Source organism: Cupriavidus sp. 05T313 (assembly GCF_056396665.1).
Genome location: NZ_JBFTLX010000021.1, coordinates 1 through 20,846, shown reverse-complemented (window position 1 = coordinate 20,846; position 20,846 = coordinate 1). Strand labels below are relative to the sequence as shown.

Annotated in this window: 19 protein-coding genes and 1 tRNA gene; 9 read left to right on the top strand and 11 right to left on the bottom strand. The window is 64.4% G+C overall.

Annotated features, from left to right (window positions below):
* Window positions 1-141 precede the first annotated feature (141 nt).
* Together AC1DKD_RS07710 and AC1DKD_RS07705 are read left to right on the top strand one after the other, a co-directional pair.
* Window positions 142-1,392 (top strand): aspartate kinase, encoded by a 1,251-nt coding sequence (locus tag AC1DKD_RS07710; RefSeq protein ID WP_477102779.1) that lies wholly within the window; start codon window positions 142-144, stop codon window positions 1,390-1,392.
* A 161-nt stretch (window positions 1,393-1,553) separates the two neighbouring features.
* Window positions 1,554-1,647 (top strand) — tRNA-Ser (locus AC1DKD_RS07705).
* A gap of 453 nt (window positions 1,648-2,100) precedes the next feature.
* On the opposite strand, the gene AC1DKD_RS07700 is transcribed toward AC1DKD_RS07705, so the two are convergent.
* Window positions 2,101-2,934, bottom strand: coding sequence for a thioesterase family protein (locus AC1DKD_RS07700; RefSeq protein WP_477111057.1), 834 nt, complete (start codon window positions 2,932-2,934; stop codon window positions 2,101-2,103).
* Window positions 2,935-3,116: 182 nt separating this feature from the next.
* Window positions 3,117-3,593, bottom strand: a complete 477-nt coding sequence (locus AC1DKD_RS07695; protein ID WP_441636834.1) for a PaaI family thioesterase — start codon at window positions 3,591-3,593, stop codon at window positions 3,117-3,119.
* A gap of 62 nt (window positions 3,594-3,655) precedes the next feature.
* Between AC1DKD_RS07695 and AC1DKD_RS07690 the strand changes: the two genes are divergently transcribed.
* On the top strand, window positions 3,656-4,114 hold the full coding sequence (locus AC1DKD_RS07690; RefSeq protein ID WP_477111056.1) for a MarR family winged helix-turn-helix transcriptional regulator: 459 nt from the start codon (window positions 3,656-3,658) through the stop codon (window positions 4,112-4,114).
* 95 nt (window positions 4,115-4,209) lie between these two features.
* Here the strand turns inward: AC1DKD_RS07690 and AC1DKD_RS07685 are convergent, their stop codons facing one another.
* From AC1DKD_RS07685 to AC1DKD_RS07650, 8 genes are all read right to left on the bottom strand, one after another.
* Window positions 4,210-4,464, bottom strand: a complete 255-nt coding sequence (locus tag AC1DKD_RS07685) for an RNA-binding protein (protein ID WP_477111055.1) — start codon at window positions 4,462-4,464, stop codon at window positions 4,210-4,212.
* A 36-nt stretch (window positions 4,465-4,500) separates the two neighbouring features.
* Entirely contained in the window at window positions 4,501-6,207 is a 1,707-nt protein-coding gene (locus AC1DKD_RS07680) for a SulP family inorganic anion transporter (RefSeq protein ID WP_441627407.1), read from the bottom strand.
* 38 nt (window positions 6,208-6,245) lie between these two features.
* Window positions 6,246-7,076, bottom strand: coding sequence for a polyphosphate kinase 2 (gene ppk2 / locus AC1DKD_RS07675; RefSeq protein WP_477143157.1), 831 nt, complete (start codon window positions 7,074-7,076; stop codon window positions 6,246-6,248).
* 261 nt (window positions 7,077-7,337) lie between these two features.
* Window positions 7,338-8,177 (bottom strand): class II glutamine amidotransferase, encoded by an 840-nt coding sequence (locus AC1DKD_RS07670; RefSeq protein WP_441627403.1) that lies wholly within the window; start codon window positions 8,175-8,177, stop codon window positions 7,338-7,340.
* Window positions 8,178-8,482: 305 nt separating this feature from the next.
* On the bottom strand, window positions 8,483-9,976 hold the full coding sequence (locus AC1DKD_RS07665) for an MdtP family multidrug efflux transporter outer membrane subunit (RefSeq protein WP_477111054.1): 1,494 nt from the start codon (window positions 9,974-9,976) through the stop codon (window positions 8,483-8,485).
* Window positions 9,963-12,071: an FUSC family protein gene (locus tag AC1DKD_RS07660; RefSeq protein WP_477111053.1), complete on the bottom strand. Its 2,109-nt coding sequence runs from the start codon at window positions 12,069-12,071 to the stop codon at window positions 9,963-9,965. The genes AC1DKD_RS07665 and AC1DKD_RS07660 overlap by 14 nt, the downstream gene beginning before the upstream one ends.
* A 9-nt stretch (window positions 12,072-12,080) precedes the next feature.
* The gene (mdtN, locus tag AC1DKD_RS07655) at window positions 12,081-13,130 is read right to left on the bottom strand and encodes a multidrug transporter subunit MdtN (RefSeq protein WP_441627397.1); all 1,050 of its coding nucleotides are present in this window, start codon (window positions 13,128-13,130) and stop codon (window positions 12,081-12,083) included.
* A 19-nt stretch (window positions 13,131-13,149) separates the two neighbouring features.
* Window positions 13,150-13,407: a YtcA family lipoprotein gene (locus tag AC1DKD_RS07650; RefSeq protein ID WP_045239049.1), complete on the bottom strand. Its 258-nt coding sequence runs from the start codon at window positions 13,405-13,407 to the stop codon at window positions 13,150-13,152.
* 410 nt (window positions 13,408-13,817) lie between these two features.
* Between AC1DKD_RS07650 and AC1DKD_RS07645 the strand changes: the two genes are divergently transcribed.
* The 6 genes from AC1DKD_RS07645 to AC1DKD_RS07620 all read left to right on the top strand — a co-directional run bounded on the left by AC1DKD_RS07645 (window position 13,818) and on the right by AC1DKD_RS07620 (window position 18,843).
* Window positions 13,818-15,470 carry a cbb3-type cytochrome c oxidase subunit I gene (locus AC1DKD_RS07645; protein WP_477111052.1) on the top strand — a complete coding sequence of 551 codons (1,653 nt, stop codon included), beginning with the start codon at window positions 13,818-13,820 and terminating at the stop codon, window positions 15,468-15,470.
* Window positions 15,467-16,075, top strand: a complete 609-nt coding sequence (locus tag AC1DKD_RS07640; RefSeq protein ID WP_477111051.1) for a cbb3-type cytochrome c oxidase subunit II — start codon at window positions 15,467-15,469, stop codon at window positions 16,073-16,075. Before AC1DKD_RS07645 ends, AC1DKD_RS07640 begins: the two co-directional genes overlap by 4 nt.
* A 34-nt stretch (window positions 16,076-16,109) precedes the next feature.
* Window positions 16,110-16,715: a c-type cytochrome gene (locus AC1DKD_RS07635; RefSeq protein ID WP_441627391.1), complete on the top strand. Its 606-nt coding sequence runs from the start codon at window positions 16,110-16,112 to the stop codon at window positions 16,713-16,715.
* Window positions 16,716-16,741: 26 nt separating this feature from the next.
* Window positions 16,742-17,398, top strand: a complete 657-nt coding sequence (locus AC1DKD_RS07630) for an SCO family protein (protein WP_477143156.1) — start codon at window positions 16,742-16,744, stop codon at window positions 17,396-17,398.
* Window positions 17,395-18,042 carry a hypothetical protein gene (locus AC1DKD_RS07625; protein WP_477111050.1) on the top strand — a complete coding sequence of 216 codons (648 nt, stop codon included), beginning with the start codon at window positions 17,395-17,397 and terminating at the stop codon, window positions 18,040-18,042. Before AC1DKD_RS07630 ends, AC1DKD_RS07625 begins: the two co-directional genes overlap by 4 nt.
* Window positions 18,043-18,273: 231 nt before the next feature.
* On the top strand, window positions 18,274-18,843 hold the full coding sequence (locus AC1DKD_RS07620; RefSeq protein WP_441627385.1) for a BPSL1445 family SYLF domain-containing lipoprotein: 570 nt from the start codon (window positions 18,274-18,276) through the stop codon (window positions 18,841-18,843).
* An 88-nt stretch (window positions 18,844-18,931) separates the two neighbouring features.
* On the opposite strand, the gene AC1DKD_RS07615 is transcribed toward AC1DKD_RS07620, so the two are convergent.
* The coding region (locus AC1DKD_RS07615) for a patatin-like phospholipase family protein (protein WP_477143155.1) at window positions 18,932-20,846 on the bottom strand (1,915 nt) is incomplete at its 5' end.

Below are 20,846 nucleotides of genomic sequence, written 5' to 3'. Positions count from 1 at the left end.
CATCGATACCGCGCGCAAAATAGGCGCGCGAGCCGTGCGCGCCACTTCCGCCGGGCGCGTGTCATCATGCGATGCCTTGCTTCACGCCGCCTCTTCGTGTATTTTCAGAGGTTTTGCACAATCGCTGGCGTCGACAAATAGATGGCTCTCATCGTTCACAAATACGGCGGCACTTCGATGGGTTCTCCGGAACGCATCAAGAATGTCGCCAAGCGCGTTGCCAAATGGCATCGTGCTGGTCACCGCGTAGTCGTGGTGCCTTCGGCCATGTCCGGCGAAACCAATCGCCTGCTTGGTCTTGCCAAGGAAATTTCGGCGCAGCCGAGCCCGCGTGAGCTGGATATGCTGGCCGCGACCGGCGAGCAGGCCAGTTCGGCCTTGCTGGCCATCGCGCTGCAAGGCGAGGGCGTCGGCGCGATCAGCTACACCGGCTGGCAAGTGCCGGTGAAGACCGACTCGTCCCACACCAAGGCCCGCATCGAATCGATCGACGACGAGCGCATCCTGGCCGATCTCGACGCCGGGCGCGTGGTCGTCATCACGGGTTTCCAGGGCATCGATGGGTACGGCAATATCACCACGCTCGGCCGTGGTGGTTCGGATACCTCGGCAGTGGCCATCGCCGCCGCCATCGAGGCTGACGAATGCCTGATCTACACCGACGTGGACGGCGTCTACACCACCGATCCGCGCGTGGTCGAGGACGCCCGCCGCCTGGACCAGATCACCTTCGAGGAAATGCTGGAAATGGCCAGCCTGGGTTCCAAGGTGCTGCAGATCCGTTCGGTGGAGTTCGCCGGCAAGTACCGCGTGAAGACCCGCGTGCTGTCGTCGCTGACCGACCCCCTGATGCCCCTCGAGCAAGAAATGCACTCGGGCACGCTGATCACTTTTGAGGAAGAGTCTGAAATGGAAGCAGCCGTCATCTCCGGCATTGCCTTTGCCCGTGACGAGGCGAAGATCACCGTCCTGGGCGTGCCCGACAAGCCCGGCATCGCGTACCAGATCCTGGGCCCCGTGGCCGACGCCAACATCGACGTCGACATGATCATCCAGAACCAGTCCGTCGACGGCAAGACCGACTTCACCTTCACCGTGCCGCGCGGCGAATACCAGCGCGCGCTGGCTATCCTGAACGATGGCGTGAAGGCGCATATCGGCGCTGCCAGCGTCTCCGGCGACCCCAAGGTGTCGAAGGTCTCGGTGGTCGGCGTGGGCATGCGCTCGCACGTTGGCATCGCCAGCAAGATGTTCCGCACGCTGTCGGAAGAAGGCATCAACATCCAGATGATCTCCACTTCGGAAATCAAGATCTCGGTGCTGATCGACGAGAAGTACATGGAGCTCGCGGTGCGCGCGCTGCATAAGGTGTTCGAGCTGGATCAGGCGTGATTCATGTTGGACAGGCCGCGTGCGGCTTGTCCAACCGCAGGTCCAACTATCGGTTCTGAGATTTTTTTGAATTAGTTATCGAGTCATCGTTGACCAATTGAAATCTGACCGATAGAATACGCGCTTCGTTGTGTGGCCTCCCTCACACAACGGCAGGTTTGGGAGACGTGGCCGAGAGGTCGAAGGCACTCCCCTGCTAAGGGAGCATCCGGGCCAAAACCTGGATCGAGGGTTCGAATCCCTCCGTCTCCGCCAGCAATGGCGGCAGAACCCCGGAAGATCGCGGTCTTCCGGGGTTTTGTTTTTTGTGGCCCCGATTTCACTGCTGTCCCCGCGTGTGTACCTGACACAGACAGAGCGGGAACCAGCATGTACCTCACCCCGCCGAGACGGCATCTGCTACCTGCGCAAGCGCGTGCCGATGGACCTCGTTGCCGTCCATGGCAAGCGAGAGATTCTGCGCAGCCTCAGCGTCAGATCCTCGCCGCGATCGCGCAGTGCCGGGGCACCGAGCCGGTCAAGTATCGGGTTCCCCGGCTGGGACGGTTCACGGGCGCACGTTGAATAGGTTGTGCCAGCCTCGCGCGTTCGACATCGTCGTTCCTGACAGCATCTGCGGTCTCCTGCTGGCCGATCGGATCTCGCCGTTCGTTGCAACGAACGCGCTGAGCGTGTGCGGCACGCCGACATGCCCAGGTCCGTCCGGACCTACTTCGTCGCCCGTTCGCGTAGCAGCAGCGTCTGGATCGCGATGCCGATCGTCCCCATCTCGTCATAGAGGCGTGACATCGTGACACCAGTTCCGCTGCCATGCACCTCTGTACCGGACAAAAGCCCGATCCATTCCCCGACGGGCTCACGATGCAGATGCAGGCTAAGGTCAGCATTGGCGAACAGATAGCGACTCGCCGGAAGCACCCAGCTCAGCCCATTGCCGAAATCGGACGCGGCGGCAGCACGCATGGCGGGAGATGTCGGCGCTCCCTGCACGATCGGCACCGTGAGCCTGAACCAGGCAGCGCTGGGGCCGGCTTGCGAAGGGTCGCCTTGTGCGACGCGTGTCTCCATGGCCGATTGATAGAAGGACGTTCCGTCGGGCAAGCCTGGGATGCGCACGCTGTCATTGCAGTTTGCCGGCAACGGTTCAAGCCGCGTGGGCGACCAGCCGGCAGGCAGGTCACCAGGCAGCGTCAATTGCGCGCCACGCAGCATCAGGGCATGTCCGCGGGCAACCAGAAGGTCTCCGGCAAGCAGGTCGATAGTGATACGCGATGTGGCTCGCGACGACTGGAGGTTACATCTCGTTGTCAGCGGGGTAATCGGAACTGGCTTGATCAGTTCGACACTCAAGCGCGCGAGGCGCCAGCCAGGCTCCGTAACTGCGCTTTCGGCCGCATGCGCCAACAACGCGCATGGCGCCCCGCCGTGCTGGGAACGCGCGTCCCATGGACCGCGTGAGAGCTCTGTCGGCAACCATGTATCGCCTTGTCGTTCGTAGACAGCCGATGAACTGTCACTGAATGCCGGGATCGCTTGCGTCATGGTGTGCTCCAAATCGAATCGTGGGCGGCCGTGGCTGCCCAGCTGTAAATTGGATGGCCCGGCGCACGCCGAGGCCGGTCTTTTCGTAGAGAATCCTGGCGCCGTTTCCCGTCTTGAAGGCTATCAAGGGCGGGGAGATCATTCAGCGTGCAAAGTCGTTCCGCGTGAGTTGGTAGTCGCCATTAGCGAGCCGGAGGCACGATCAGGAGCGTTGAAGTTCCGTGTGCCAGGACGCGGCCATCGGTGGCCAGGACCCGCGCCTCGGAGGTGACGATTTGGCGCCCCTGGCTGACAACCTTCGCTTCGGCGCGAACACGGCCGGTATCTGGCCTGATCGGCCGCGAGAAGTTGCCCTTGGTTTCGACGGTGGTGTAGCTGGTCCCCGCAGGCAGCAAGGAATGGGCAGCGCAGGCGGCCACACTGTCGATCAGGGTCAGCGCCCAGCCGCCATGCACCGTGCCCATCGGATTCAGCAAGTGCGGCGCGGGTTCGCCCTCGAAAGCAGCAAAGCCGTCGCCGACTTCAACGAGCCAGAAGTCCAGCGCCTGCGAGATCGGCGCCTGCGGCAGTTGGCCGTCAATGATTGCCTGAAGCAACACTCTGCCACTCATTCCGGCGATGTCTTCCAGGTCGGCCACGCCAAAGCGATAGTTTTTCATGTCTCTGTTTGTTATTGAAATTATATGTAGATGCAATAAATGCAGATGCATATAATAGAAACATGAACAGGAAAACACAAGCACCAAGAACATTGCGCGCGGACGCCGCCGATGCGCTGGAGTCGGATCTTGGCTGGCTCTCGCGCTTGGTGGCGCGGCGCATTACTAGCAAGCTGGATGCAGCATTGCTGCCATCTGGCTTGTCCAATACCCAATTTGGGCTGATGTGCCTGATCGCATCCGCGCCGGATGACACGCTGGGGGCGCTTGCGCTGCACGCCGGACTGAATCAATCCACCATGTCCCGAAACGTGGATCAACTCGCCGGGGCCGGCTTGGTGGAAGTCGTGAGCGCAGAGAGTGACCGCCGGCGACGCGCAGTCTGGCTGACCGAGGAGGGGGCTTTTCGCCTCCAGCGGGCCCTTGCGTTTTGGTCGCTGGCGAACCGCGAACTGTCTGCGAGTCTGGGGCCGGACCTGCTTGGCCTGCTCGGCAAGGCGGCAGACAAGCTAGGCGAGTAGGTCGCGCTGGCAAGATGGGGGCGCACAGGCGATCGCCGAAGCCGGCGATCGCCTGATCGAGCAGATATTCCTCCGGGCGGCCACAAGATAGCGGCTCAAGTAAAGCGGTCGCTCAGCACCTGTGCCGTCAGTTCCCGGCCTTTCCAGAACATGTGATGGATGCGCTCGGCGTACTTGTGCAGCGTATCCGGGTCAACGTCATCGAAGGTCATTACCACGGATGGCCGCGTCCCATCGCCAGGCACCTGCTCTATGACATCGCAGGGTGGTAGACCGTACTTTTCGAGAAGCGCGCGGACTTCGTCGTCAGCGGTGCCGGGTTCGATATTCGTCAGCAGTAGACGTGACATGATTACCTCTTGCTTCGATACAACGGGCAATGTCCACTATGTGCCGTTGGCTGGGTTAGCCTGATATCTGGCAACTGCCAAATCCAGGGTGATGAACATCCGGTCACGGCCGAGCGTCTCTCCYAGCGGGGAGCGTCGAACCATCGCCAGCACGTCGGGATTCATGCCGACCAGCCAGAGCAGGACACCGTCTTCCTCACGCAGTTCTTTCTCCGCATCGATCAGCATATGGAGCGCGGTGTACTCGAGGTCCGAAACGCCTGCCAGGTCCAGGGCCAAAATCTTCGGCCTGACCTTGGCAACCAGAGGCCTCAACTTATGCCCGATGCGCCGCGCATTCGCAAAGTAGACTCTTCCTTCCGGCCTCAGCATCAGCAAGCCGGGGATGGCCTCGTCTTGCGGATGTTCATCCGACCGCGGGCGGATCACATTGGTGTCGGGCTTGCGGACGAGCACGTAGACGGGTGGGTCTGATGTCTGGTACGCCAGGGCTAGCAGCGACACGATGATGGCGATGACGATCCCCTGCAGCGTGCCAAGAGCAACAACGCCGGCCATCGCAATCAGCGCCCAACTGAACTCGGTGCGCCGTATGCTCAGAATCGCGCGAAATTCGGCGGGCTTGATCAGGGTCACGGAGTACACGATGACCACTGCGGCCAGTGTGGCCTCCGGCATCAGTCCCACTACTGGTGCGAGCACCAGCATGGTCCCGAGCGACGCCAGGGCGGTCACCAGTCCGGCCAGTTGCGAGCGTGCGCCAGAAATGCGGTTGACGGCGGTTTGCGTGGTGCCCCCGCCGGCTGCCATGGCACCGAGGAAGGCGCCGCCCAGGTTTGCGAGTCCCGTGGCCAGCAGTTCGCGATTTGCCGCTGGCGGCGGCTCCCCGCTTTGCGCGAATGCGCGCCCGGCGGCAATGCTCTCGGTAAAACTCATCAGCGCGACGCCAAGCGCCCCAGGCCATAGCCGCTGCATCATATCCACATCGGGCAGGGTCACGGGCGGAAGGCCGGTCGGGACTTTGCCGACGATGGCCACGCCGTAGTCCGGGAGGTTCAGCAGCGTCACGCCGGCGATGCCTGCGGCCACGGCAATCAAAGGCGCGGGCAAGCGCGGCAGCCAATGCTCCATGGACAACAGGATGCCGACCATGGCGATACCCACAGCCGCAGTCGCCAACGACGCGTGCGGRATGCCTTGCGCGATGGCCAGGAGATTATGGAAGATCGATCCCTTCTGAATATGCATGCCGAGCAGCTTCGGAATCTGGTCCACCATGATGACGAGGCCGATCCCCGCCTTGAAGCCAACGAGCACGGGTTCGGAGATGAAGTCGGCGACAAAGCCCAGGCGGAGCAGCCAGGCGGCGAGGAGCATGGCGCCGACCAGGAACGTTAGCGTTGCCGAAGCCGTGATCAGGGTTGCCGGGTCGGGGTGCGGGCCCAGGCTGCCGAATGCCGCCGCAACCAGGATCGCGAGCGTTGTCGTCGTGCTGACGCTGAGCGTGCGCGAACTGCCGAGCAGGGCGTAGATCAGCATGGGCGCGAAGGCGGTATAGAGCCCCACCTGAACGGGCAGGCCGGCAATGGTGGCATAGGCGAGCGCCTTGGGGATGACTACCGCCGCAACCGTGAGTCCGGCAATCATGTCCGGTGCAACCCACTCCTTCCGATAGCCTTGCAGCGACCAGCGCATATGGCTGACGTGGATGTCGCGGCGCCCGTCTGGCGCTTCCTGCTGCATGGCTGCCTCCCTCCCGGTTTCGGTTCTGATGAGGGAACCTAGAATTTCTCGGGAACGCGCTTGTACGGGTAGTCCGGCTCCACGTAGCCTTCCGGCTTTTGCCGCGCGGGCAGCGACACCTCCTTGCGCGGCATGGCTTCATAGGGAATCTTGTGGAGTATGTCGCTGATGATGTTGAGGCGGGCGCGCTCCTTGACATCGGAATTGGCCAGGTACCATGGGGCGATTGCGGTGTCGGTAGCCCGGAACATGGCGTCACGGGCGCGAGAGTAGTCATACCAGCGGCTGTAGGACTTCAGGTCCATGTCGGACAGCTTCCACAGCTTGCGTCCGTCGTGGATGCGCGCTTCCAGCCTGCGAGTCTGTTCCTCCTGGCTGACTTCCAGCCAGTACTTGAACAACATCACTCCAGAGTGGACGATGGCCTGCTCGACCAACGGAACGGCCCTGAAAAAGCTCTCCACCTGTTCCTCGGTACAGAACCCCATGACGCGCTCCACGCCCGCCCGGTTGTACCAGCTACGATCGAAGATCACCACTTCTCCCGCGGCCGGCAGGTGGGGCAGGTAGCGTTGCACGTACATCYGACTCTTCTCGCGTTCCGTGGGTGCCGGTAATGCCACCACGCGGAACACGCGCGGGCTCACACGCTCGGTCAGGGCCTTGATGGTTCCCCCTTTGCCAGCGCCGTCGCGGCCTTCAAAAATGATGCAGATCTTGGCGCCCGACTGAACCACCCATTCCTGGAGCCTGACCAGCTCTACATGCAAGGGGAGCAGGGCCTTTCTGTATTTCTTATATGACAAAGGCTCTCTCTGATCACCGTGCTCAGGCTTTTCGCGCCTGGTTTTTTCCTTCTCCTTTGGCATGGTCGTCTCCTTCCGGTGTGTGCGGATCCTTGCATGAGGAGCCATTTACAGTTTCGTCGTCCATGCGGAGAGAGTCAAATCACCGGCCATTACATGGACGACGCAGTGCACCCATGGAGCAAACCATGGCAAGGCAAACCGGCGGACGGCTTGAAGCGTGAGCAGGCTCCCAAAATGCACCGCGAATAGCCCCGGGCTGCCTTGCCGCTACCGCGCATCCACGGCCGTCGTCCTTGAAATCACACGCTGCGCTGCCGTGCGTCAGCACTCGGGCATGCGGGGGATGAAACGTTCACGTTCGACGACGCCGCCTCTGGCAAGAATGGCCGTACCCTCCGGGATCTCCTCCCATGCGCCAGCGAGGTCGACCACGGGTTCCGAAAGCACCAGGATGGCATCGTCGCCCGCTTCGGCAATGTGCGAATTCTCAGGATAGAGTTCGCGTAAATGACGAACGCATGTACTGTGGAAGAGCGAGCGCGAATCCGCTTCGCTGGAGTAGCGCGCTGCGACGATCTGTTCTCCGTCGCTCGCACAGACCGTCATGTTCAGCGGGTACTCGACGCCATGGCGGTGGCCAACGTTCTCGATCAGGCCCACCATCTGTTCCAGCGCCGCGCGCGGATCGCGTTCAAGCCCGAACGTGAGGGCGAGAAAGAACATGACTTCCGAGTCGGTGGAACCTTCGATCCAGCGGAACAACTCAGGCGCAATGGCCATCATCAGCTCCCGCCTGACCGTCGGATAGTCCCGTATCAGTCCATTGTGGGCAAACAGCCAGCGACCATAGCGAAAGGGGTGGCAGTTGGTTTCCTGCGCCGGCGTGTCGGTCGCCGCACGGATATGCGCAACAAACAACGAGGCCCGGATAGCGCGGGCCGCCTCGCGCAGGTTTGTGTCATTCCACGCGGGATGCACGCAGCGATAGCGGAACGGAACTTCCGAGTGGTGGCCATACCAGCCCATCCCGAACCCGTCCCCGTTAGTCGTGGTGTGCCCGAGCCGTGAGCGCAGGCTCTGGTCGATCAAGGAATGCTCGGCCCGGAACAGCACGGTCTCGAGTTGGATCGGATTGCCCGAGTACGCCAGCCACCGACACATGATGCCTCTCCTCAACGCGTTTCCATGCGGAAGCACTTCTGCCAGGCGGCCGATCGCTCGTCCTGCGCCCGCCAGATCGCTATTTGAAGTTTTAGGACAGTGCGGCGTCTCAGGCAATGAGGCAAGCGGCAATTCCCGAAACCGCGGCGTCGCGAGAGGATATATGGCGTGCAACGCGCATCGGCGCTCTGCATTGAAGTGGCGCATGTGCCATTTGCGCCAATCTTTCCAGGTGGCCGGGATCAAAGCCATGCTGGCGGGACGCCAACGCGTTCACATCGCAATGCGCAGGCGCCGGCCATCGCTCAGCGCGGCCTGAGTTCAACCGGCGCATCGGCGAGGTAGCCGCCGCCAAGTGCCTTGGCCAGGGCAATCTCCTGGCTGATCTTCTGGCCGTTGACGTTGAGCAGCGCAATCTGCTCGGCAATCAGCGGCTGGCGCGCCTCCATGGCCAGGAACCGGCTGCCGAGTCCGCGCTGGTAGCGGGCCTCGGCGCTGTCCCGGACGAAGGAAACCGACTGGACCTTCCGCCGCTGCAGCTCCGCTTCGGTGTCGAGGTCCTGCAGGCGGGTGCCGGTGATGGCGATATCCCGCACCGCATTGAGCACCGCCTGGTTGTATTGTGCGATGAGCGTGTTGCTCGCCGTGCGCGTGCCGCCCAGGTTTGCGTTGAGCCGCCCGCCGTCGAAGATCGGCAGGTACAGGCCGGGAATCAGGTTGATCTGCTGGCTGGCGTGGGTGAACAGATCCGCCAGGTGCAGGGCATTGAAGCCGAAGAAGGCGCGGATGTCGAAGCTCGGATAGAACGCCGCCCTGGCCGCGTCGATCCGGTCGAACGACGCTTGCACGTACCAGCGCAGGGCCTGCAGGTCGGGGCGCCGCGCCAGCAGTTCATACGACAGCGTGGCCGGTACGCCGGACGTGGACTGGGGCAGGGGAACCGGGCGGATCTCCGGCAAGTCATCCGGTCCCGCGCCGATCAGGGCCCGCAACGATTCGCGCAATTGCCTGACCGTGCCCCGCGCCGCGACAAGCTGCCGTTCCAGGGCCAGTTGCTGCGCTTGCGCTTGCTCGACGAATGTGCGCGATTCCAGGCCGCGCGCGGCACGTGCCTGGTGTGTCTGCACCGAGAAGGCGGCGACCTGCCGCGATTGTTCCAGCAGTTCGATCAACTGGTGGCTGGTCTGGATGCCGTAGTACAACTGCGCCACATCGGCCGACAGTTCAAGCTCCACCGCATACGCTTCGGCCAGGCGGGCATTGTTGACGCCCATCGAAGCCGCCACCTGCGCCCGGTGCAAGCCCCAGAGATCGATGTTCAGGCTGGCACCCACGCCGACGATGCCCTCGGTGTACCAGGGACCGTCGAGCCCCAGGGCCGGCACGTTCATCGCGAACGGCCCTAGGAAGCCGTTCGCCGAAACGTGCTCGCGATCGATCGCCCCGAACGCCACGGCCTGCAGGCGCGAACCGGACTTGACCAGTTCGACGTCGGTTCTGGCCTGGGCCACGCGCCTGCGTGCCACCACCATGGTGGGGGCGTCCGCCAGGGCCCGTTCGATCAGCGCGTCGAGCTGCGTGTCGCCGTAGCGCGTCCACCAGCGCGTTTCGGGCCAGCCATCGCGGGCCAGGTGCGTGTCGTCCGCCAGACGGATCTGCTCAAGGGGAATTTCCGGTGAGGGAACCCCGTTTTCGTGGATCAGGGCGCAGCCGCCCAGCGCATACAGGAGCGCGGCGGCCAGCCAAGCTGCGGGGCGGCGCGGCCAGGCGCGGGGTGGCTTGCGTTCAGCCGGCATCATGGGACTCGCGACGCATCGCCGGGGACTGCGCCGCCGCAGCCTGCCAGTCCGGAAGGACGCAGAGCTGGCGCACCAGGTGCCGCATGGCCGCGACGACAGGCGCCGCAAGGGTTGCGTCGCCAAGCGCCGGGATCTCGACGGGCGGCGGTGTACTGGCGGAGGGTGGGTTGGCAACCAGCGCGTCCGCATAGTGGCCGAGCCGCGCGGCGGTTTGCGCCTGAAAGGCGCGCGCCGCGTCGTAGGCCGTACTGCCCAGGTGGCCATCGGTGGCCTCCAGTGCATTATGAAGTGCATTGCCGGCCAGCATGATCTCACGCCCCTGCGCCAGGACTTCCTGGGCGCGCAGCGTGAGCGGCGCCTGCTCTCCTTCCTGCCAGCCCGGCTCGAGCGCAACGCGCGCCAGCGTATCCTCGCAATCGGACAGCACGGCCCAGGTCTGCAGCTGTAGCTGCGCGTAGGCCAGGTGCCCGGGAGGCGTTGCGGTGCCGGTTGCTGCCTGCGCCAGCAGCTTGCCAACCGAATGCAGCATGGTGGCGAGCTTTTGCCGCAGGGCTTCCCCTTCCGCCTCCGGCCACAGCGACATCTGGATAAAGGTGGAAATGCCAACCCCGAGCAGGATGCCGACCACGCGGTCCCGGATTTCCGTGAGATTCGTGGTGGGGCCGAACTGCTCAAGCAGTGCAAGCGAAAAGGTGAAGAGGATCTGGGTCCCGGCGTAGCCGATGCGCTCCGATCCGGCCGCGATCCATGCGGCGAGCGCGACCACCGGCAGCGTCATCAGCAGCAGGCCGGCGATGCTGTCGAGATGGGGGATGACGAACACCACCATGAACAAGGCCAGCGCGCTGCCGCCCAGTGCGCCACCGACGCGCAGCAGCGCGCGCTGCATCGACGCGCCAAGGCTGGGCAGGGCAATGATTACGCAGGTCAGCATGATGGTGTGGATGCCTTGCCAGTCGGCCGCGGTGTAGAAGACGTAGCAGATCAGCACGGCGAGCAGGGTCTTGAGYGCGAACCGTACGTACGCCGGATTGGTCAGGGCGTCCGGCACCACCATCGGCGGCTCTTCCGGCGCCTTGCCGGGCGCGCCGGCGGCCGTGTCCGCATCGGCGAACGCCACCAGCGCCCGCTGCATTTCTTGCGCGGCGGCGGGCAGCGGCGCGGCCCCGCCTTGGCCGGGCGTGGCAAGTGGGGCGGGCCGGTATGGCTGGTCCGCGATGACCGATGCGTCCAGCGCCTGGCAGTCGGCGCGTAGCTGCCGCAGCGCTCCGAGCTGCGCCGCCGAAGCGTTCGGCAGATCGTCCGGCAGTTCGCCCGCTGCACGATACAGCCGCGACACGGTAGCGATGCAGGCTAACTGATGCGCCTTGTCTTGCCGATAGTGCGCATCGCGCATGGTGGCGAACTTGAGCAGTTTCTGCAGCGTCAATGCACCTTGCTGAATCGCCATTGGCGTGATTGGTTCCGCCATTGGCGTGCCGTCGGTCAGCCGCACCAGATGCGCGTCGACAGCACCCAGTTGCCGGTGGACTTCCGCCTTCAATTGCCGCTGCGGCTCCGCGGGCAGCAACAGCGTATTGATCAGCAGCGTCAGCGCGATCGGATAGTTCACGGCGACCCACACCCACAGCACGGCGCGGATCAGCAATTCTGCCTCGCCGGTGCGGTCGACGAAGGTCTGCACGTAGATCACCACGATCGCGACGATGAAGAAAACGATGCCGATCTTCAGCACGCGCATGAGGTACACGCTGGCGAAGAACAGCAGGCTGGCGACCACGATGCGCAGCAAGGGAAAGTCGAAGGTCAGCTTGAGCAGCAGTATCGAAACGCCGATGGCGAGTGTGGATCCTGCGATGAACATCACACCCACCAGCCGGGTGACCACCACGTTCGCTTGCGTGACGTAGAACACGACGAGCAGCGAGAGCGCGAGCGAGGGCACCTGGAGCGCCATCGAGACGACGATGACAATGGCGCTGGTCAGCATGCAGCGCAGCAAGATGTTGACGCGTCCCGGATACGGCGCGAGCTGGGCGCGCAGGAACGCCGCCGCCTGCAGCAGGCTGTCCGGTACGAGCGTGCCCGGGCTCATGGCGGTGCCTCAGCGACGCCCGTCGGGGTTGCCTGCCTCGGGGTGCAGGATGGCCACCGCTGAAGTGCCGACCCGGAACAGATCCGGATTGGGATTTTCGACGCGGATCTTGACCGGGAAGCGCTGGGCCACGTGCACCCAGTTAAGGCTGCGCTGGATGCGCGGCAGCCCGCCGGGCAGGGCCAGGCCGCCTTCGTCCGGCGCCACGCCATAGCTGATCGAATCGACTGTGCCGCGAAAATGCTGGCCGGTGTCGCTCATCAGGTAGACGGTGGCCGGCGTGCCGGCCCGCATGCCTTTCAGCTCCGTTTCCCGGAAGTTCGCCACCACGTACCAGTGGCGCGTATCGATCAGCGTGAACACCGGCTTGAGCGCGGAAGCGAACTGGCCGGTCGATGTCTTCAGCGCCGCCACCCGGCCGTCGAATGGTGCCCGCACGGTGGCAAATTCCAGATGCAATTCGGCCAGCGAGATTTCCGCCAGGACCACCGCGCGTTGCGCAACCAGCGCGTCCACGCCGCTGACCGCCGCCGCCGCCTGCTGCGCCTGCAGTTGCACCGCATTGAGCTCGGCCTGGGTGGCGCGCTGCGCGGTGCGGGCGCGGTCGACGTCTTCCGCCGACACATAGCCTTGCGGCAAAAGCGGCTCGGTGCGGCGCAGGGTATCGGTTGCCTGGGTGGCCGCTGCCCGGGCGCGTTCGACCGCCGCCCGTACGGATTGCGCATTGTACTGCTGTGCATTGACCGTGCGCTGCGTCAGCATKATCTGCTGGTCAAGCGCGGCCAGCGAAGCCTTGGCCCGGGTCAGCGCATCCTGGTAGGGGCGTGGATCGATCTGTAGCAGCAGGTCGCCTTGTTTCACCGCCTGGTTGTCGCGCACGGCGAGCTGGACGATGCGCCCGTTGACTTCCGGCACCACGTCGATCGCGTCGGCGTAGACATAGGCATCGTCGGTGCGCGGCGAGCGGTCCAGCATCCAGATCACCAGAATCAGCAGCGCCAGCGTGATCAGGACCAGTACGAGGGCCGGCCACGCCTTCTTGTTGTTCGTTGTCGTCATGTTCATGCGCCCGGGCGGGTCAAGGTTGGAACAGGATCAGCCAGGCAACGAGGGAAAACAGGGTGACGAGTGTTGGATAGGCCAGGGCCGGAGGGCCGAGCCAGTATCCGGACCGGCTGCGCTCCAGCAGCAGGTAACAGGCGATGGCAAGCGCAACGCCAGCGATGATGCAGAACATCCAGTCGGGAAAATACGCGCCGAGCACGCTGAGGGAGGGCGATCTTGCACATCCCCCAAGCGCGGGGGCGACAACGGCAGCAACACCGATCACTCTCATGGAGTCTCCCATTATTCAGCGCTGCGTGTGTCTGCCGGCAGGCGTCGACACGTTGTGCAGATCGCCTTTATGCGCCGACTCCGGCTGCCCATTTTGCACGATCCGCATAGCCAATGGAAGAATTTGCTCCGGGACTGGCCCTGTCTGCGCGGCCGGCCGGCAAATTTGGCAAGCGGTCTTCGATGGTCTACATTGCATGCATTTCCATGCGCTGGTTCCCGTTCCTGGCGCGGTCGCGTTCATGCCAAAGGCCCGGTCCGTGCGCTGAAGCTGCGCACCATGGGCGCATATCATGAAGTTGCGAATAAGTGACTTGATGAGCCTGTATCGGGCGGGGCGCGACGCCAGCGGAAGATCGAGCCGGGCGGCGCGCCGGCCACCACATGATGCCAAAGCCCCGGGAGGGTTTCATGAGCACGGTCTCCATACTCCTCTCGGCTTTTATCCTTTCCGTGGTCGGCCTGCTCGTGTTTATCCTGAGCGTACGGTACGGCTTGCTTGACGGTTCCCCGAGCGCGGCAGCGGTGATTTTCGCGCCCGGGGAAATCGGCAGGGCGGAGGAGCCCTCGGTCACCGGGCAGCAGCGCACGGCATTGCAGGAGGTCGCAACCCGCACCGGGTTGCCGGCGCCGTCTCCGACGCTGGCCGCGGAACTGACGGCCAGGGCGGAAGCGGATCGCTCGTCTTCCATGGTGGTCTTCGTTTTCCTGTGTTGCGCCATGGCCTGGCTGCTGGTGGCGTCGCTGGCCGGGCTGACGGCTTCGCTCAAGCTGCACCTGCCGGATGCGCTCGCCTCGCAGGCCTGGCTGTCCTTCGGGCGCATCCGCACCGTCCACCTGAATGCCGTGGCGTATGGCTGGGCGCCGATGGCCGGGCTGGGCATTGCGCTCTTTGTCTTGCCGCGCGTGCTGAGGACCCGCCTGGTTGGCGCCAACTACGCGCTGCTGGGCGCCATGATGTGGAACGCCGGCGTGGTTGCCGGCCTGGGCAGCATTGCCGTCGGTCTGTCCGACGGCCTCGAATGGCTGGAGATCCCCTGGCAGATCGGCATCGTGTTCGCCGTGGGCGGCGCCTTGATCGGCATGCCGCTGGTACTCACGTTGTTGGCCAGCCGCGTCAGCCATTTGTATGTCTCGGTCTGGTACATGGGATGCGCGCTGTTCTGGTTCCCGGTCCTGTACCTGGTGGCCAAGGTGCCCTACATGCATTTCGGCGTCGAGCAGGCAACCATGAACTGGTGGTTCGGGCACAGCGTGCTGGGCTTGTTCTATACGCCGCTTGCCCTGGCATCGATCTATTATTTCCTCCCCAAGATCATTGGCCGGCCGATCCAGTCGTACGGCCTGTCGCTGCTCGGTTTCTGGACGCTGGCGTTCTTCTATGGGCAGGTCGGCGGCCACCATCTGGTGGGCGGCCCGGTTCCCGGCTGGATGGTCACGCTGTCCATCGTGCAGAGCATGATGATGCTGATCCCGGTCGTGGCGTTCTCTGTGAACCTGCACCAGACCATGCGCGGCCACTTCAAGGCGCTGCTGTATTCGCCCACGCTGCGCTTCGTGACCCTCGGCGGCATGATGTACACGCTGAGTTCGTTCCAGGGCTCCTTCGAAGCCCTGCGCAGCATCAACGTCATCACGCATTTCACGCACTACACGGTTGCCCATGCCCACCTGGGGCTCTACGCGTTCGTGAGCTTCGTATTCTTTGGCTCGATCTATTTCATCGTGCCGCGTGTCACGCAGCGAGAGTGGCCGTACCCGAGCCTGATCGCGGCGCATTTCTGGTGCGCCGCAGTTGGTATCGCGATTTACTTCATCGCCCTGACCATCGCAGGCACCCTGCAGGGGCTGGCCATGCTGGATGCCTCGCGGCCGTTCATGGATTCGGTCACGCTGACGGTGCCTTACCTGCAGGCCCGCTCGCTGGGGGGCGGCCTGATGGTGCTGGGGCACCTCTGTTTTATCGCCAACTTCGTCTGTGTCATCCTGGGGTTGGGGCCGAACCGAGACAAGCCCGCCATGTTCCCGCTTGCCGACCTGAACAAGACAGGAGCCAGTTCATGAGGAACGTCACCCTGATGATCGGTGCCGGCATGGTCATGCTGGCGGTGGCCACCAGCGCGCTGGTGGTGGTGCCGTACCTGCAACTGCAGTACGTCAAGCCTGCTCCCGGCCTGAAACCTTATACGTCGGCGGAACTTCGGGGCCGGCAGGTCTATATCGGCAATGGCTGCGTCTACTGCCATTCGCAGCAGCCGCGGGATCCGTCGTTCGCGCCCGACGTGAAGCGCGGGTGGGGCAGGGCATCGGTGGCGGCGGACTATTACTACGATCACCCGCACTTGCTTGGCACGATGCGCACCGGGCCCGACCTGTTCAATATCGGCGCGCGCCAGCCCAGCGCGGACTGGCATCTCGGGCACCTCTACCAGCCGCGCGCCTACGTTGCGCAGAGCATCATGCCGAGCTATCCCTACCTGTTCGATGTCAAGGCAGCTGCCGATCCGGGCGAACACGTGGTGACGCTGCCGGCGGGGGCCGCACCGGTTGGCAAGGTGGTGGTGGCAACGCCCGAGGCGCTCGACCTGGTTGCCTACCTGAAGGCGCTCGACCACACGTATGCTGCCTTGCCCGCGCCGGACGATGCGGCCTCCAAGGCAGGCAAATAGCCGTTTCACGCGCCGCTTGACGGAACCCGATGCCATGCCAGACAACCAGCCACCCTCCCAGCCCTCGCCGCAGGAGCAGCGGGAGTACGCCGACCCCGGCGAAGGGCAGACGCCGATTCCGCGCAGCATCGTGGTGCTGGTGGCGGCGCTGATCCTGTGGGGCATCTACTACATCTCCAGGGCACCGATCAATATCCCCTCCGAGCTCGGCGACGGCCGCACCGTCGGCGCGCTGCAAGGCCAGAAGGCGGCCAGCGGCGGCGCGGCGGACGGCGCTGCAGTGTTTGCTTCGCGCTGCGCCGCCTGCCATCAGGCTACCGGCCAGGGCCTGCCCGGGGTGTTCCCGCCGCTGGCCGCTTCCGAGTGGGTGCAGGGCAAGGCCGAGACCGCGGTGGCGATCGTGCTGCATGGCATCACCGGGCAATTGACGGTCAAGGGCAGCGCGTTCAACGGCGCCATGCCGCCCTTCGGCACGCAGCTCAGCGACGCRGAAATCGCCGCCGTGCTGAGCTACGCAAGAAGCCAATGGGGCAACGCCGCGCCCTCTGTGACGGCGGACCTGGTCGCCCAGGTTCGCATCGCCACCAAGGACAGGGCGGCCCCCTTCGATGGCGACAAGGAACTCGCTCCGCTGAAGTAGTGACAGGGAAGGTAGTCAAGGCAGTGATGGCCACGGACTCTCGAACTTCGCGCCGCCCGCCCAGCCTGTGGGCCGCGGGCCTGGGTTGCCTGGCGTTGTGCCTTGGCTTCGCGGCGGCGCTCGCCTGGCTCACGTGGGGCATGCGGGTGTGGACGCTGGATGACCGGCGCAGCGCCATGGCCATGGCGGGAAAACTGGTGGCGCCGCCGCTGGCGATGCGCGACGCGCGTGGCGACCGGTTCACGCCCTGGACGCCGGCATCCCGCTCCGGCCAGGTGTACCTGGTGGATTTCATCTATACCCGCTGTGCCACCGTGTGCGCCGCGCTCGGGCCGGCATTCTTCCGGCTTCAGCAGGATATTMAGGCACAGGGGCTGGCAGACCGGGTCGGGCTTTTGTCCATCTCCATCGACCCCGCCCATGATGAGACGCGGCGCCTGGCTGCCTATGGCGCGCAGCAACGCGCCGACCCCGGCATCTGGCGGATCGGCGCGCCCGTGGCGCCTGCCGCGCAAGCGGCCCTGTTGCGCTCGCTCGATGTGGTGGTGATACCGGACGGACTGGGCGGATATATCCACAACGCCGAAATCCATCTGATTGACGGGCGCGGCGTGGTGCTCGGCCTGTACGACTACCAGTCGTTCGACCAGGCGCTGGTCGCGGCGCGGCAGGCGGCGCGATGAAGCCGGCTGCCGGTGTCGCGGCCCTGCCCGCGCCGCGCCCGCGACGCGAGTGGGCGTTGTGGTGCCTGCTCTGCCTGCCCGGTGTTCTGTTGCTGGCGCCGGTCCGCCAGGCCATCGAAGCCAGCATGGCACTGCAGATGCTGGCGGAGTTTCCCGTTCTCCTGGCATTGGGCTTCGTCGCTTCCGTCCTCGCCGCTCGCCGGCATGACGGTATTCGCGCAGTCGAAGCCCTGATGCGCATGGGCCTGGCGCCGTTGCTGTGCTTCTCGCTCTGCCTGATGTTCTGGATGGTGCCGCTGGCGCTGGACCTGGCGCGGCTCGATGCAGGCGTCAACGCAGCCAAGTACATATCGCTGCTTTTCGCCGGAGCCGCGCTACAGCACGGGCTGAGGCGGGCGCCAGCGGCAGTGCTGTTGTTTTTCGCCGGCAATCTTGTATGGATGCTGGCCACGGTGGGCATGCTGTTCCATGACACCCGGAGCCGACTCTGTGCCAACTACCTGCTGGCGGATCAATGGCTCGCGGGGAATGGGCTCATTGCCTATGCCGTCGCGGTTGCCGTCGGGCTGGTTTTGCACCTGCGGCGACTGCCCGGCTTTGGCTTTTCTCCGCGCGGCGGCTCACACGAGGGGGAGGAGCAATAGGCCGCCGGTGCGCGGAGGTGGTTTTTTTAAGGCCCTGACGACGCCTTGTCGGGGAGGGCGGCTATGCCGCCGGGAACGTGGCGACCGCCTTGGTAGCCAGCACGTCCTTCAGGATGCTGATCTAGCGCAAAGCGAAGCACACCGGCTGCCCTAACCTTTAACTGCAGGGTTGTATCAGTGCGTTGCGACTTACCGAGTGCCTGTGGCCACAGTCCCCCAAGGAGGAAAAAAATGAAACGTCGTACTTTTTGTTCCCTGACCGCCGTTGCGCTAGCCGCCTCCGTTACGGCGTGTTCCACCACGTCAGGCTCTGCCACGGACACTGCGAGCAAGCGGCGGGAGATCGACGCCAGCGTCGATGGGGCGCTGAACAAGCTCTTTGCCACGGCGGACGGATCCAGGGAACTTTCCGCCAAGGCGGAGGGCATCCTGGTATTTCCGAGCGTGATTGCCGCGGGCTTTATCGTCGGCGCCGAGTATGGCGAGGGCGCGTTACGCGTGGCAGGGGGGTCGGTGGGCTACTACAGGACCACGACCGCGTCATTCGGCTGGCTGGCGGGGGCACAGTCCAAGGCRCTCATCCTGATGTTCATGACCCCGGACTCGCTGGCGTCGTTCCGTGCCAGCAACGGCTGGACCGCGGGTGTCGATGGGTCCGTGGCGCTGGCGACGATTGGCGCCAACGGCAAAATCGATACCAATACCGCCCGCGCGCCGATCATCGGCTTCGTAGTGACCAACGCTGGCCTGATGGCGAACCTGTCGCTCTCAGGGACGAAGATCGGGAAGCTGGACATTTAGCCCGCGATTCGCAAGGCGGCCGGCCCTGGTTCCCGCTCAGGAGCCAGGGCGGGCGGCCTTGCCCGAGCTGTCGCGCGGGATTGCAGGGCTAAGGCTTGCCAAGGAACAGGTAGTAGGCATAGTGGCCGCCAGCGGCGCGGCCATAGGCAAGGTAGAGTGGCCCGATCGGCGAATCGATGGCGACGAACAGCGAGCCGGACTTGAGCACGCCGGTAGGACTTCCCTGCACCAGCGGCGCGCCCATGCGGCCGGCCTCCAGCGAAAAGCCGCCATACACGCCTTCCAGCAGCGATTGCCTGGCCAGCTTGTTGTAATAGACCGCCCGGAGATACTGGRGGTTGCCACCCAGCAACTCCCCGGTGCTGTATCCCGATTGCTTCAGGAAACCGCCCCACTGGAACAAGTCGTAGCGTGGCAGCGGGTTGCCACCGATATTGCTGCCGGCCTTGAATCCGAAATTCAAGGTGTGCCGGCCTGAGGACCAGGCGTAGGTGCCGTCGGCATCCGCCTTGACATAGGATTGGTCGGCGCCGAGTCCCGGCTCGGAGGCGTAGACGTGCATGCTGCCGGCATAGCCGGTACGCGGGAAGCTCGCGCTGTCGAGTTGGTCCACCAGCAGCCGGCCGGTGATGGCGCCGCGCTTGTTGTTCTCCTGGCCGGGCGACAGCGCGGCCGGACCGGTGCTTAGCGTGACGTGTTCGCTGCCGGTAAGCACGCCGATCCTGGCTTCGCCATATTTCGTGAACTGGCTGCCTACATCCAGTGCCAGGTCGAAACGGCGCAGGTCGTAGGTGGCGATGCGGTCCGTGTCCCGGAACACGTTAACCGAGCGGCGTTCCAGTTCCACCCGAGGCGCGATGAAGAAGGTATGGCGCGTGTCCAGGGGCTGGTAGAACTCGCTGGTCAGGTTGGTTGTCTGTCCGAGCTGGGCATCGGTGCGCCATTCGGCGCCGAGTGAATTGATCCAGGTGCGCCGATGGCTGGCCAGCAGGTTGAAGAACGCATCGCCACGAAAGTCGGTGCTCAGCCCGAGACCGAAGCGCAGGTAGTTGGGGCCATAGGACTTCTCGACGGCATCGACCGACAGGATCCGTTGGCCTGGTTCATCGAGCACGCGATAGTTGACGTGCTCGAAGTCGCCGGTGCCGAACAGCCGGCTCATGTCCTTATCCAGCTGCTCCGGCCGGATCGGTTCGCCAGACTTGGTTTCCATGGTGCCGGCGGCGAAATCGGGGTTGACGCGCTGCAGCGGTGCAAAGCGTATCTCGTCGACCGGGCGACGGTCTTGCGGCGCGGCGGCCTGCTGGCGCTGGCGCAGTGCGGCATACTCCTGCTGTGGCAAGGCCAGTGGGGCCAGCCGGTCGGCAACCTTGCGTGCCGCGGCCTCGCCGATCGGGATCGTCTTTTCCAGGTTATCGAAGTCGCCTGCCGAAAAATCCCCGAGCTCCGGCAGGATCAGGATGTCCTCTGGCCGGAGTTGTGCCAGCGACGCACGTACGTTTTGCTCGGTCAGGATATTCAGCATCTGGCCGGTCACGCTGATCACCGATCCCAGTTCGTCGCGCCGCATCAGCGGCGTGCCGAGGTTCACCGCAATGACAATATCCGCGCCCATGGCGCGCGCCACGTCCACGGGAAGGTTGTTGGTCAGTCCGCCGTCGACCAGCAGCTTCCCTTCGTAGTCGACGGGGGCCACCACGCCCGGCACGGACATGCTGGCGCGCATGACCATGGCCAGCTCGCCCTGGGTGAACACCACGGGCGTGCCTGTCACGAGGTCGGTGGCCACTGCGCGGTACGGAATCGGCAGGGCATTGAAATCGCGATAGCCTGGCGCGCGCGCCAGCCCACGCAGTACCTTCTCGAGCTGCACGCCCGTGACGGCGCCTTTGGGCAATTCCAGCTGGCCGCCCTTGACGCCGATTTCCGGCGTAAACAGATTGCTGCGATCTTCCTGCTTGCGCCTGATGCTCAGATCCTGCCGCGGCGGCCGTTCCTTGAAT